This window comes from Variovorax sp. 20P10.2.4, assembly GCF_058244205.1.
This window is the reverse complement of the sequence record NZ_JBZAYE010000170.1, coordinates 1-12,770: the sequence shown is the minus strand read 5'-3', so window position 1 is coordinate 12,770 and position 12,770 is coordinate 1. Positions and strand designations below refer to the sequence as shown.

General features: G+C 68.1%; 12 protein-coding genes. 10 read left to right on the top strand and 2 right to left on the bottom strand.

The features are described from left to right. Nucleotides 1-194: 194 nt before the first annotated feature. A complete protein-coding gene (locus tag AC27VN_RS17610; protein WP_490877343.1) occupies nt 195-1,055 on the top strand; it encodes a TatD family hydrolase in 861 nt (286 codons plus the stop codon). A gap of 154 nt (nt 1,056-1,209) precedes the next feature. Further along, nucleotides 1,210-1,668: a hypothetical protein gene (locus AC27VN_RS17605; protein ID WP_296781380.1), complete on the top strand. Its 459-nt coding sequence runs from the start codon at nt 1,210-1,212 to the stop codon at nt 1,666-1,668. Between the two features lie 70 nt (nt 1,669-1,738). Here AC27VN_RS17605 and AC27VN_RS17600 read toward each other — a convergent pair whose 3' ends face one another. Beyond that, the gene (locus AC27VN_RS17600) at nt 1,739-2,572 is read right to left on the bottom strand and encodes a mechanosensitive ion channel family protein (protein WP_093351727.1); all 834 of its coding nucleotides are present in this window, start codon (nt 2,570-2,572) and stop codon (nt 1,739-1,741) included. 126 nt (nt 2,573-2,698) lie between these two features. Here AC27VN_RS17600 and AC27VN_RS17595 point away from each other — a divergent pair, with 126 nt between their 5' ends. The 5 genes from AC27VN_RS17595 (at nt 2,699) to AC27VN_RS17575 (ending at nt 7,936) form a co-directional block, all read left to right on the top strand. Then, nucleotides 2,699-3,190 carry a DNA-deoxyinosine glycosylase gene (locus AC27VN_RS17595; protein ID WP_490877342.1) on the top strand — a complete coding sequence of 164 codons (492 nt, stop codon included), beginning with the start codon at nt 2,699-2,701 and terminating at the stop codon, nt 3,188-3,190. Continuing rightward, on the top strand, nt 3,190-3,969 hold the full coding sequence (locus AC27VN_RS17590) for a class I SAM-dependent methyltransferase (RefSeq protein ID WP_057593753.1): 780 nt from the start codon (nt 3,190-3,192) through the stop codon (nt 3,967-3,969). The genes AC27VN_RS17595 and AC27VN_RS17590 overlap by 1 nt, the downstream gene beginning before the upstream one ends. A 4-nt stretch (nt 3,970-3,973) precedes the next feature. Further along, nucleotides 3,974-5,764: a type IV pilus assembly ATPase TfpB gene (gene tfpB, locus AC27VN_RS17585; RefSeq protein ID WP_490877341.1), complete on the top strand. Its 1,791-nt coding sequence runs from the start codon at nt 3,974-3,976 to the stop codon at nt 5,762-5,764. A gap of 161 nt (nt 5,765-5,925) precedes the next feature. After that, entirely contained in the window at nt 5,926-6,411 is a 486-nt protein-coding gene (locus AC27VN_RS17580) for a tripartite tricarboxylate transporter TctB family protein (protein ID WP_093351719.1), read from the top strand. Between the two features lie 13 nt (nt 6,412-6,424). Beyond that, nucleotides 6,425-7,936 carry a tripartite tricarboxylate transporter permease gene (locus tag AC27VN_RS17575; protein ID WP_093351715.1) on the top strand — a complete coding sequence of 504 codons (1,512 nt, stop codon included), beginning with the start codon at nt 6,425-6,427 and terminating at the stop codon, nt 7,934-7,936. Nucleotides 7,937-8,019: 83 nt separating this feature from the next. Here AC27VN_RS17575 and AC27VN_RS17570 read toward each other — a convergent pair whose 3' ends face one another. Further along, nucleotides 8,020-8,943 carry a LysR family transcriptional regulator gene (locus AC27VN_RS17570; RefSeq protein WP_490877340.1) on the bottom strand — a complete coding sequence of 308 codons (924 nt, stop codon included), beginning with the start codon at nt 8,941-8,943 and terminating at the stop codon, nt 8,020-8,022. Nucleotides 8,944-9,042: 99 nt separating this feature from the next. Between AC27VN_RS17570 and AC27VN_RS17565 the strand changes: the two genes are divergently transcribed. From AC27VN_RS17565 to AC27VN_RS17555, 3 genes are read left to right on the top strand one after another with little or no spacing between them, the layout of a single operon-like run. After that, a complete protein-coding gene (locus AC27VN_RS17565; protein ID WP_296781377.1) occupies nt 9,043-10,026 on the top strand; it encodes a Bug family tripartite tricarboxylate transporter substrate binding protein in 984 nt (327 codons plus the stop codon). Between the two features lie 30 nt (nt 10,027-10,056). Further along, the gene (locus AC27VN_RS17560; protein ID WP_490877344.1) at nt 10,057-11,670 is read left to right on the top strand and encodes a gamma-glutamyltransferase family protein; all 1,614 of its coding nucleotides are present in this window, start codon (nt 10,057-10,059) and stop codon (nt 11,668-11,670) included. 22 nt (nt 11,671-11,692) lie between these two features. Further along, nucleotides 11,693-12,637, top strand: a complete 945-nt coding sequence (locus AC27VN_RS17555; protein ID WP_296781376.1) for a DMT family transporter — start codon at nt 11,693-11,695, stop codon at nt 12,635-12,637. Nucleotides 12,638-12,770: the final 133 nt, after the last annotated feature.

Here is a 12,770-nt window from a genome sequence, read left to right as displayed (position 1 = left end):
CGCCTCGGCCACAGCGGGATCGACGACCGCCGGCGCGGGGGACCCGTCATCGGACGCGTTCGGCGTGCGTGGCGAGCGGCTGTACATGGCGGGCCTGCGCATGGGGTGGACCTCCGGCAAAAGGGGTGTCGCGTGATGAAAGCCACAGTAGCACGCTTTCTTCTGCCTTGCATCCCTTCGGGCATCATCGCGCGATGGCTCGTTTCGTCGACACCCACTGCCACCTCGATGCGCCCGAATTCGGTGCGGAGATGCCCGCGATCCGGACCCGCGCGGCCGAGCGCGGCGTCGCGCTGTGCGTGATCCCGGCCGTGGCCGCCTTCAATTTCGCGACCGTGCGCGAGCTCGCGGAGCGCCAGGGCGACGCCTATGCGCTGGGCATCCATCCGCTGTGCACGGGCGATGCCAAGGAGGAGGACCTGGCCCTGCTTGACGCCGAGCTGGGCGCGCGGCGCGGCGACCCGCGGCTGGTGGCGGTCGGCGAGATCGGGCTCGACTACTTCGTCGAGCACCTCGACGACGACAAGCAACAGCACTTCTTTCACACTCAGTTGCAATTGGCGCGCAAGCACGGGCTGCCGGTGCTGATCCATGTGCGGCGTTCGGTCGACAAGGTGCTCAAGCATCTGCGGCAGACCGCCGGCGGGCAGCCCTGGCGCGGCATCGCGCATGCCTTCAACGGCAGCGAGCAGCAGGCGCAAGCCTGCATCGCGCTCGGGCTCAAGCTGGGCTTCGGCGGCGCCGTGACCTTCGAGCGCGCGCTGCAACTGCGCCGGCTCGCGGCCACCTTGCCGATCGAGGCGCTGGTGATGGAAACCGACGCGCCCGACATCCAGCCGCACTGGCTCTACCGCACGCAGGCGCAGCGCGACGCGGGCGAGGCGCAGGGCCGCAACGAGCCCGGCGAGCTGCCGCGCATCGCCGACGTGGTGGCTCGGTTGCGCGGCATCGGGGTCGATGAACTGGCCGAAAAAACCACGCGAAATGCCATCGAAGCGATGCCGAAGCTCCAAAGTCTGCTGGACCTGTCGGAGGGGTCCTTACTCAGGTCGTAGGCCAATGCCTTGACTTGGGTCCAAGTGCTTTCCAGGCCTGCATTTGCTGTCATCCTTGAACCGTGGAGCTTCGTTGGACAGGGGTGACGACCTTCGTCACCGATGTCGAACGACACCGGCTCCCAGCATTTCATCCAAGAAAAGGAGTTCATCCATGAAAGCAACTTTCGCTCGCACCCTTCCCGTCGTGCTCGCACTGGCATTCGGTGCCGTGGGCATCTCCGCCGTGGCGCAGACCACCGCCCCGGCAACGGCCGAACCCACGACCACCGAGAAGGTGAAGGAAGCCGGCAAGGACGCCTACGACGCGACCAAGGACACCACCAAGCGCGCCGTGAACGCGACCGAGCGCGGCGCCGAGAAGGCCTGGGACGCGACCAAGCGCACGACCAAGAAGGCCGCCAACGCGACCGAGTCGGGCGCCGAAAAGACCTGGGACGCGACCAAGAAAACCACCAAGAAGGCGACCCACGCCACCAAGAAGGCCGCCACCAAGACCGGTGAAGTGGTCGAGAACGCCGGCCACAAGACGGCCGACGGCATGCGCAGCACGGGTCACGCCATCGGCGAGAAGATCCCGGGCACGGCCGAGAACGAAGCCGCCAAGAAGTAAGTACGCAAGCAGGCCGTCGCGCCGCGACCGCAACGAAAACCCGCCTCGGCGGGTTTTCTTTTGGGCGCGCTCAGGCCGGCTTGGGTGCCGTGTCCGGCGCCGTGCGATGCAGCACCGGCGTCTCGGGCGTCGGGTAGCCGGCCGCGCCGAAGGTCTTCACGATCGCCTTGTGGGTGTCGAAGTAGACCTGCCAGTAGTGGTCGGTGTGGGTATAGGGCCGCACCGCCAGCAGCGGCCCCTCGGGCGTGAACTGCAGGATCTCGACGTCGGGCGGCGGCTGCGTCGCCACGTTGGGAATGGCCTGCACGGCCTGGCGCAGCAGCTCGATGGCCTGGTTCACGTCGACGCCGTTGGCCACCTTGGCCGTGGTGTCGACGCGCCGAAAGGCGAGGGTGCTGAAGTTCTGGATGGTGTCGGAGAGCACCTTGTTGTTGCCCACCGTGGCGGTCACGTTGTCGGGCGTGATCAGCGTGGTGCCGAACAGCCCGAGCTCCTGCACCGTGCCGTTCACGCCGCCGATGGTCACGTAGTCGCCCACCTTGTACGGCCGCAGCACCTGCAGGAACACGCCGGCCGCGAAGTGCGTGAGCAGCCCGCCCCAGGCGGTGCCGATCGCCAGCCCCGCGCCCGCGAGCAGCGCCGCGAAGGAGGTGGTCTTGACGCCGAACATGTCGAGGATCGCGAGGATCAGCACGATGTTCAGCAGCACGCTGAGGATCGACACCAGGTAGTGGCTCAGCGTCGGATCGACGCGCCGACCGCGCTCGAGGCCAACGCGCACGAAGCGCAGCGCGAATCCGATCAACCAGCGGCCCACCAGCCAGGCGGCGATCGCGCCGAGCACCTTGAGGCCAAAATCGGCGCCTTGCGTACTGAGAAAAGTCCAGACGGCTTCCGTGTTCATGAATCTCCATCCTCCGGTACAGGCGCGGTGACTCGATCCAAACCCCAAAAACCTTCGACCCGGTCCGACCGCGCCCCCATTCACAAACGAGCAGCGGCGGAACCCGCCGTTGCGGCAGCGGGCGCCGTGCTCACGGGGCTGGCACCGATCGTCTCGCCCGCCACCGTGGTGTTGATCCTCGGCAGCTTTCCGGGCGCGAGATCGCTGGAACAGCGGCAGTATTATGCGCACCCGCAAAACCAGTTCTGGAAAATCTTGCAAGCCCTGTGGCCCCACGACCCGCTCCCCACGGGAGCAGACAGCTATCAAAAACGTAGCGATTGGCTGCTGGCGCACGGCCTCGGCGTGTGGGATGTCTATGCGGCCTGCGAGCGCGAAGGCAGCCTCGACTCGGCGATCCGCGCGGCTGTGCCCAACGACATCGCGGCGCTGCACCTGCCGAAGCTGGCGGCCGTGGCCCACAACGGCGGCGAGAGCTTCAAGCACGCCCGGCACACCCGAACCCTCGGCGTGCCGGTTTACCCACTGCCTTCCACCAGCCCGGCCAATGCGTCGTGGAGCTTCGAGCGCAAGCTCGCCGCATGGCGCGAGGTCTTCTCTGTCCATGGACTGGTCTGATGGCCGCACGCAAGCAATCCACTTCCCGCCTTCCCGCCGAACTGCCCGAGGTCAACTTCTCCGACTGGGGCGACATCCGCTACCTGCACCTGGGCACCGAATGGGTCCAGGGCTCGATGAAGCTGGACGCGCCCTACGAGATCGAGCTCGAGTACGTGCAGCGCATGATGGCCTGGCTGCTGTTCGTCGACGGCACCGGCATCGGCAACCGCCATGCGATGCAGCTCGGCCTGGGCGCGGCCACGCTCACCAAGTTCTGCCGCAAGACCTTGCGCATGCGCACCACCGCGGTCGAGCTCAACCCGCAGGTGGTGTCGGCCTGCCGCGGCTGGTTCAAGCTGCCGCCTGACGACGCCAAGCTGCGCGTGGTGATCGCCGACGCGGCCGAGGAGATCCGCCGACCCGAATGGCAGGGCACGGTCGATGCGCTGCAGGTCGACCTCTACGACCACGAGGCCGCGGCGCCGGTGCTCGACAGCGAGGACTTCTATGCCGACTGCCGCGCCCTGCTCACCGAGGACGGCGCGATGACGGTCAACCTCTTCGGCCGCTCGTCGAGCTACGAACGCAGCCTCGAGAAGATCCAGGCCGCCTTCGGCGCCGACGCGGTCTGGGCCTTCAAGCCGACGCGCGAGGGCAACACGGTGGTGCTCGCGCAGCGCCAGCCCAGCCGGCCCAAGCGCGAGGCGCTTGCCGAGCGTGCCCAAACCATCCAGACTCGCTGGGGCCTGCCCGCGCCCAAGTGGCTGCGGGTCTTCAAGCCGGTCCTTTCCATCTGAATCCATGAGCGCCGTTCCCGCTTCCGCCGCACCGGCCACCCGCCCCGAAGGGCCGCTCGAGCTGCGTCGCCTGATCGAATGGCTGGCCGCCGACGGCGTGATCTCGCCAATGGAAGCCAAGCGCACCATCGCGCGCTGCGCCCAGGCCGAGAGCCGCCAGCATCCGCTGGTGCGGCTGGCCAATGTCGCGATGACGCGCGAGAGCGACAACAAGCCGCTCGACCTCGAGATGCTCGCGCAGTGGCTCGCGGGCCGCGCGGGCCTGTCCTATCTGCGCATCGATCCGCTCAAGGTCGACGTGGGCAAGGTGGCCGACACCATGAGCGCGGCCTATGCCGAGCGCCACAAGGTGCTGCCGGTGCAGGTGCTGCCCAACGAGGTGGTGGTGGCCACGGCCGAGCCCTTCCTCACCGACTGGATTTCCGAGGTCGAGCGCCAGTCGCGGCGCACGGTGCGGCGCGTGGTCGCGAACCCGGCCGAGATCCAGCGCTACACGGCCGAGTTCTTCGCGCTCGCGAAGTCGGTGCGCGCGGCGCAGAAGGCCGGCGGCAACACCGGCGGCGCGAGCTTCGAGCAGCTGGTCGAGCTCGGCAAGAGCAACAAGCAGCTCGATGCCAACGACCAGAGCGTGGTGCAGGTGGTCGACTGGCTGTGGCAGTACGCCTTCGACCAGCGCGCGAGCGACATCCACCTCGAGCCGCGCCGCGACCAGGGCGTGATCCGCTTTCGCATCGACGGCGTGCTGCATCCGGCGTACCAGATGCCGATGGGCGTGATGAACGCGATGGTCGCGCGCATCAAGCTGCTGGGCCGCATGGACGTGGTGGAGAAGCGCCGTCCGCTCGACGGCCGCATCAAGACCCGCAACACGCGCGGCGAAGAGGTCGAGATGCGGCTGTCGACCCTGCCCACCGCCTTCGGCGAGAAGATGGTGATGCGGATCTTCGATCCCGACACCGCGGTCAAGGACCTCGATGCGCTCGGCTTCGCGCAGCACGATGCGCAGCGCTGGGAGCAGCTCGTCACGCGGCCCAACGGCATCATCCTCGTGACCGGCCCCACGGGCTCGGGCAAGACCACCACGTTGTACTCCACGCTCAAGCGCGTGGCGACCGAGGAGGTCAACGTCAGCACCGTCGAGGACCCGATCGAGATGATCGAGCCCGCGTTCAACCAGACGCAGGTGCAACCGCAGCTCGACTTCGGTTTCACCGAGGGCCTGCGCGCGCTGATGCGGCAGGACCCGGACATCATCATGGTCGGCGAGATCCGCGACCTCGCGACCGCCGAGATGGCGGTGCAGGCCGCGCTGACCGGCCACCTCGTGTTCAGCACCCTGCACACCAACGACGCGCCCAGCGCCATCACGCGGCTGATGGAACTCGGCGTGCCCTCGTACCTCATCAACGCCGTGATGCTGGGCGTGCTCGCGCAGCGGCTGGTGCGCACCCTGTGCCCGCACTGCAAGCAGCCCGACGACGGCATCACGCGCGAGAAGCTCGAGGCCATCGTCAAGCCGTGGCAGATCACGGGCTCGGTGCGCGCCTACAAGCCGGTGGGTTGCGTCGACTGCCGCATGACCGGCTACATGGGCCGCATGGGCCTGTACGAACTGCTGAGCATCAGCGAGACCTTCCGCTCCGAGGTCACGAAGGAACCGAACCTCTCGGCGCTGCGGCGCCAGGCCGTGGTCGACGGCATGCGGCCGCTGCGCCTCGCGGGCGCGCTGCGCGTGGCCGAGGGCCTGACCACGATCGAGGAAGTGCTGAGCGCGACGCCGCCGCTCGACGCTTGATCGCACCCCGGCGCAGCCCCGCGCCGAATACGAACCACCTACATCCGAGGCGCCTCGTGCACCGGGGTTATCCCTAAGTTCTCGGTAGGTGGAACCCACATGGGGCTGACTTCCACCTGACTCCACAATCCCGCATCGAAATTTGTTCGAGGAGACTGTTCGTGAAAATCAAAAGTCAGAAAGACTTTTTCTCGGGACTGATGTTCACCGTGGTCGGGGTCGCCTTCGCTTGGGGCGCCACCAACTACAGCGTGGGCACCGGTGCTCGCATGGGTCCCGGCTACTTCCCGCTGGTGCTCGGTATCCTGATGGCGGTGATCGGCCTGGGCATCATGTTCAGCGGCATGACCGTCGAAACCACCACGGGCGACAAGATCGGCAAGTGGGCCTGGCGGCAGGTGGTGCTGATCCTCGGCGCCAACCTCGTGTTCGGCATCCTGCTGGGCGGCCTGCCGAGCTTCGGCGTGCCGGCCATGGGCCTGATCATCGCGATCTACGCGCTGGTGATCATCGCCAGCCTCGCGGGCCACGAGTTCAAGTTGCCCAGCGTGCTGATCCTGGCCACCGTGCTGGCGGTCGGCAGCTACATCGCCTTCATCTGGGCGCTCAAGCTCCAGATCCAGGTCTGGCCGACCTTCATCGGCTGAGGACGCAAGCACCATGGAACTCTTTCAAAACCTCTCGACCGGCTTCGGCGTCGCGTTCACTTTCACGAACCTGCTGTACTGCCTGGTCGGCTGCATCCTGGGCACGCTGATCGGCGTGCTGCCCGGCATCGGCCCCGTCGCGACCATCGCGATGCTGCTGCCCGCGACCTACGCGCTGCCCCCGGTGTCGGCCCTGATCATGCTGGCCGGCATCTACTACGGCGCGCAGTACGGCGGGTCGACCACCGCCATCCTGGTGAACCTGCCAGGGGAGTCATCCTCGGTGGTGACAGTGATCGACGGCTACCAGATGGCGCGCAAGGGCCGGGCGGGGCCGGCACTCGCCGCGGCGGGCCTGGGCTCGTTCTTCGCGGGCTGCGTCGGTACGCTGATCCTGGCCGCCTTCGCGCCGCCGCTGACCGAGCTGGCCTTCAAGTTCGGCCCGGCCGAATACTTCTCGCTGATGATCCTGGGCCTGATCGGCGCCGTGGTGCTGGCTTCGGGTTCGCTGCTCAAGGCGATCGCGATGATCGTGCTGGGCCTGCTGCTGGGCCTGGTGGGCACCGACGTGAACTCGGGCGTGGCGCGCTTCAGCTTCGACATCCCCGAACTGACCGACGGCATCGGCTTCGTGGCCATCGCCATGGGCGTGTTCGGCTACGGCGAAATCATCGCGAACCTCTCGCGTCCCGATGAAGAGCGCGAAGTGTTCACCGCCAAGGTGAAGGGCCTGTTCCCGACCAAGGAAGACTTCAAGCGCATGGTGCCCGCGGTGCTGCGCGGCACGGCCCTCGGTTCGGCCCTGGGCATCCTGCCCGGTGGCGGCGCGCTGCTGGCGGCCTTCGCGGCCTACACCATCGAGAAGAAGACCAAGCTGAAGCCGGGCGAAGTGCCCTTCGGCAAGGGCAACATCCGCGGCGTGGCGGCTCCCGAGTCGGCCAACAACGCCGGCGCGCAGACCTCCTTCATCCCGCTGCTGACGCTGGGCATTCCGCCCAACGCCGTGATGGCGCTGATGGTGGGCGCGATGACGATCCACAACATCCAGCCGGGCCCGCAGGTGATGACCAGCAACCCCGAGCTGTTCTGGGGCCTGATCGCCTCGATGTGGATCGGCAACGCGATGCTGATCATCCTGAACCTGCCGCTGATCGGCATGTGGATCAAGCTGCTGTCGGTGCCCTACAAGTACCTGTTCCCGGCGATCGTGCTGTTCTGCGCGATCGGCGTGTACTCGACCAACAACAACACCTTCGACATCTGGATGGTGGGCATCTTCGGCTTCGTGGGCTACACCTTCTTCAAGCTCGGCTGCGAACCCGCGCCGCTGCTGCTGGGCTTCATCCTGGGCCCGATGATGGAAGAGAACCTGCGCCGCTCGCTGCTGCTGTCGCGCGGCGACTGGACCGTGTTCATCACGCGCCCGATCTCCGCCGGCCTGCTGGCTGCCGCCTTGCTGCTGCTCGTCATCGTGCTGCTGCCGGCCGTGAAGTCGAAGCGCGAGGAAGCCTTCGTCGAGGAGTGATCGACGACCGCCCGGCACGCGTGCCGGGCTCGCTCCAGCCAACGGCGCCTGCGGGCGCCGTTTGTTTTTTTGGCGAAGGCCGTTCAGCTCTTCGCCGTGCGCGGCTTCAGGTGCTGCCGCGCGATGTCGAGGAAGGCCATCGCGGCCGGGCTCAGCGGATGCTTGGCCAGCCGCACCGCCACCAGCGGGTACTCGAGCACCGGCCGCGTGACCGCGAGCGCGCGCAGGTTCGGCGGCATCAGCACCTCGACGTAGCGCGGCAGCAGCGCCACGCCCGCGCCGGCCTGGATCAGGCCGAAGGCGGTGGAGAGCATCGACACGTGGTGCGCCACCTGCGGGTAGACGTTGGCCACGCTCGAGAGCTGGCGGCTCACCGCGCGCCAGACGTTGGCGTCGGGGTTGACGTGGATGAAGGGCAGGGCGTCGAGCTGCCGCGCCTCGATGCTGCTGCGCTGCGCGAGCGGATGGTCCTCGCGCACGAACAGCGCCATGCGCTCGACGAACAGCGGCTCGGTCGCGAGCTCCGAATGGGCCTGGCCGATGTCGGAGCCGAAGCCGAGGTCGGCCTCCTGCGAGAGGATGCGCGAGATCATCTGCTCGGCGGTGCTGTCGAGCAGCGTGGTGGCGAGCTTGGGGTGCTTGTGCGCGAAGCGCCCGAGCAGCGGCGGCATCAGCGCGCCGGCCGTGAGATGGCCCACCGCCAGCACCACGCGGCCCTCGCGCAACTGCGCCTGCGAGCGGCAGGCATTGACCGACTCATCGATCAGCCGCAGCGCGCGCACGGCCGTGTCGACCATCATCTGGCCGGCATCGGTCATGCGGATGCGGCGCCCGCGCACCACCAGCGGCTGGCCCAGGTCCTCCTCCATGCGCTTGACCAGGTGGCTGATGGCCGGCTGGGTCAGTTGCAGGCTCTCGGCGGCCAGCGTGAAGCTGCCCGTTTCGGCCACCGCCGCGAGCGCGCGAAGCTGCTGCAGCGAAACCTCCTCGGCGGCGATCCGTGCCATAAATTGTGCTCATAGTTGAATAAGCGGGATTATCTGGCTTGATGCGCCTGCGCTGCTTAGCATCGAATGTTCGCCATCTTGCGAAGGGAATCCAGCACCATGCAACGCCACCAGTTTCTCCACGGCCTCGCGGCCGCCTTCGCCGCGCTGTGCCTGGCCGCGCCGGCCACCGGCTTCGCGCAGGGCTACCCGAACAAGCCGATCCGCCTGGTCGTGCCCTTTCCCGCGGCCGGCGCCACCGACCTGTTCGCGCGCACGCTGGGCCAGAAGATGGGCGAGAAGCTGGGCACCACGCTGGTGGTCGACAACAAGCCCGGTGCCGGCGGCGCCATCGGTTCCGACCTCGCGGCCAAGGCCGCGCCCGACGGCTACACGCTGCTGCTGGCCACCACCAGCACGCACTCGATCGGCCCGGCCATCACCAGCCGCCTGCCCTACGACACGGTGCGCGACTTCACGCCGATCGCCCACGTGGGCGACGCGCCGAGCATCATGCTGGTGCCGGTCGACTCGCCCGCGAAGACGGTGCGCGAGTGGATCGACTACGCGAAGAAGAACCCCGGCAAGCTCAACTACGCCTCGAGCGGCAACGGCACCATCGTGCAGCTCACGGCCGAGCTGTTCAAGGCGCAGGCCGGCGTGTTCGTCACCCACATTCCCTACAAGGGCACGGCGCTCGCGATCCCCGACCTGATCAGCGGCAAGGTCGAGGTGCTGTTCGACTCGCTGCCCACCGGCATGCCGCACGTGCGCGACGGCCGGCTGCGCGCACTGGGCGTGACCACGCTCAAGCGCAGCCCGCTCGCGCCCGAACTGCCCCCGATCGCCGACACGCTGCCGGGCTTCGAATCGAACACCTGGTTCGGCTTCTACGGTCCCAAGGGCCTGCCGCCCGACATCGTGGCGCGCGTGAACAAGGCCGCCAACGAGGCGCTGGCCGACCCCGAGGTCAAGGACAAGCTGTCGCGCCTGGGCATCGAGCCCGCCACGGCCGGCACGCCCGAGCAGTTCGCGAAGATGGTGGCCGCCGACGCCGCCAAGTGGAAGAAGATCGTCGTCGAACGCAAGATCACCAACGACTGAAGACACGAGAGCACGATCGCCATGACCGCCCTGAACTTCGATTTCGGCAATCCCTACACCTCCACCCGCATCCCGGTGTTCGCGCGCAACGTGGTGTCGACCTCGCATCCGCTGGCCGCGCAGGCCGGCCTGCGCATCCTGCAGCAGGGCGGCAACGCGGTCGACGCGGCCGTCGCCACCGCGGCCGTCATGACGCTGGTCGAGCCCGTGAGCAACGGCCTGGGCAGCGATGCCTTCTGCATCCTGTGGGACGGCAAGGCACTGCACGGCCTCAATGCCTCGGGCCCCGCGCCCAAGGCCTGGACGCCCGAGTACTTCAAGGCCAAGTACGGCGCCGACGCCACCACGCCGCCGATGCGCGGCATCGACTCGGTCACCGTGCCGGGCGCGGTGCGCGGCTGGGCCGCGCTCAACGAGCGCTTCGGCAAGCTGCCCTTCGCCGACCTGATGGCGCCGGCCATCGACATCGCCGAGCGCGGCTACCTGGTGCCGCCGGTGGTGCAGGGCAAGTGGCTCGCGGCCACGCCGCTGCTGCAATCGCAGCCGGGCTTCGCCCAGGCCTTCCTGCCCTGGGGCCGCGCGCCCGAGGTCGGCGAGCTGTTCCGCTTCGCCGCCGCCGCGCGCGCGCTCAAGGCCATCGCCCGCACGAAGGGCGAGGCCTACTACACGGGCGAGATCGCCGAGGCGCTCGCGAAGTTCTCCCAGGAGCAGGGCGGCGCGCTCACCGTGGCCGACCTCGCGGCCTACCAGCCCGAATGGGTCACGCCGATCTCGCGCGACTACCGCGGCCACACGCTGCACGAGATCCCGCCCAACGGCCAGGGCATCGCGGCGCTGATCGCGCTGGGCATCCTCGAGAAGTTCGACATCGCCTCGCTGCCGGTCGATTCGGTGGAGTCGCAGCATCTGCAGATCGAGGCCATGAAGCTGGCCTTCGCCGACGTCTACCGCTACGTGTCGGAGCGCTCGACCATGGAGGTCACGACCGAGCAGATGCTCGACGATGCCTACCTGGCCTCGCGCGCGCGGCTGATCGATCGCAACAAGGCGCAGGACTTCAAGGCCGGCAACCCCGTCAAGGGCGGCACCATCTACCTCACCGCGGCCGACGAGAGCGGCATGATGGTGAGCTTCATCCAGAGCAACTACATGGGCTTCGGCTCGGGCTGCGTCGAGCCCGAATTCGGCATCAGCCTGCAGAACCGCGGCCACGGCTTCAGCCTCAGGGCCGAGAGCCCGAACGTGGTGGCGCCGGGCAAGCGCCCGTTCCACACCATCATCCCGGCCTTCCTCACCAAGGACGGCCAGCCGGTGATGAGCTTCGGCGTGATGGGCGGCAACATGCAGCCCCAGGGCCACATGCAGACGCTGGTGCGCATGCTCGACTACAAGCAGAACCCGCAGGCCGCCTGCGACGCGCCGCGCTGGCGCTTCAACGCGGGCATGGAGATCAACGTCGAGGCCGCGATGAACCCCGCCACCGTGCAGGGCCTGCGCGGGCTGGGCCACCACCTCGAGGTCATCAACGACTCCTACCAGGACTTCGGTGCCGGCCAGTTCATCTGGCGCGCGGGCGATCCTTCGGTCGAGGGCTACGTGGCCGCCAGCGATCCGCGCCGAGACGGAGCGGCAGCAGGGTATTGAGCTTTCACGCGATGATCGGGGGATGACCAAGACGGCCGCGAGCACCGGCATTCCCCTTCCAGACGGCGCGAAGCGCATCGCGCCCGGCCTCGTCCTCGCCTCGCTGGGCGCGATCGCGTTCAGCGGCAAGGCGATCATCGTCAAGCTGGCCTATCGCCACGGCGTCGATGCCGTGACGCTGATCATGCTGCGCATGCTGTTCGCGCTGCCGCTGTTCGCGCTCATGGCCTGGTGGGCCGGGCGCGGCAAGCCTGCCTTGAGCTTTCGCGACTGGCTCGGCGTGATCGGGCTGGGCTTCTCGGGCTACTACCTCGCGAGCTTCCTCGACTTCGCCGGGCTGGCCTACATCTCGGCCAGCTTCGAGCGGCTGATCCTCTATCTCAATCCCACGCTGGTGCTGTTCTTCGGCTGGGTGCTCTACCGCCGCCGCGTCACGCGGCCGCAGCTCGTCGGCATGGTCATCAGCTACGCGGGCGTGCTGCTGGTGTTCGGCCACGAGCTGCTGGCCGGCGAGAGCAAGGGCGGCGGCCTCGCGGCGGCCTGGGGCGCGTTCCTGGTCTTCCTCAGCGCGGTGAGCTACGCGGGCTACCTGGTCTACAGCGGCGAATTCGTGCAGCGCCTCGGTTCGCTGCGGCTGGTGGGCCTCGCGACCACGGTGGCCTGCCTGTTCTGCCTCGCGCAGTTCGCGCTGCTGCGCCCGCTCGACGCGGCGCTGCAGGTGGCGCCCGAGGTGATCTGGCTGTCGGTGCTCAACGCCACCTTGTGCACGGCGGTGCCGGTGCTGATGGTGATGATGGCCATCGAGCGCATCGGGCCGGCCATCGCCGCCCAGACCGGCATGATCGGACCCCTGTCGACCATCCTCATGGGCGTGGTCATACTCGGCGAACCGTTCACCGCCTGGATCGCCGCCGGCACGGCGCTGGTGATCGCGGGCATCTTCGTTTTCACGCGCAAGGGCCGCTGAGGCCGTCGCGCTTTTCTTCTTTCTCTTCTGGAGTCGAACAAATGGATCTGGGCATTGCAGGCAAGACCGCGCTGGTGTGCGGCGCGAGCAAGGGGTTGGGCTACGGCTGCGCCGAGGCGCTGGTGCGCGAGGG

What these genes read in the sequence shown, in the direction of transcription:
- AC27VN_RS17610 (WP_490877343.1), top strand. Translation starts at nt 195, where the DNA reads ATGGCTCGTTTCGTCGACACCCACTGCCACCTCGATGCGCCCGAATTC.
- AC27VN_RS17605 (WP_296781380.1), top strand. Translation starts at nt 1,210, where the DNA reads ATGAAAGCAACTTTCGCTCGCACCCTTCCCGTCGTGCTCGCACTGGCA.
- AC27VN_RS17600 (WP_093351727.1), bottom strand. Translation starts at nt 2,572, where the DNA reads ATGAACACGGAAGCCGTCTGGACTTTTCTCAGTACGCAAGGCGCCGAT.
- AC27VN_RS17590 (WP_057593753.1), top strand. Translation starts at nt 3,190, where the DNA reads ATGGCCGCACGCAAGCAATCCACTTCCCGCCTTCCCGCCGAACTGCCC.
- tfpB (WP_490877341.1), top strand. Translation starts at nt 3,974, where the DNA reads ATGAGCGCCGTTCCCGCTTCCGCCGCACCGGCCACCCGCCCCGAAGGG.
- AC27VN_RS17575 (WP_093351715.1), top strand. Translation starts at nt 6,425, where the DNA reads ATGGAACTCTTTCAAAACCTCTCGACCGGCTTCGGCGTCGCGTTCACT.
- AC27VN_RS17570 (WP_490877340.1), bottom strand. Translation starts at nt 8,943, where the DNA reads ATGGCACGGATCGCCGCCGAGGAGGTTTCGCTGCAGCAGCTTCGCGCG.
- AC27VN_RS17565 (WP_296781377.1), top strand. Translation starts at nt 9,043, where the DNA reads ATGCAACGCCACCAGTTTCTCCACGGCCTCGCGGCCGCCTTCGCCGCG.
- AC27VN_RS17555 (WP_296781376.1), top strand. Translation starts at nt 11,693, where the DNA reads ATGACCAAGACGGCCGCGAGCACCGGCATTCCCCTTCCAGACGGCGCG.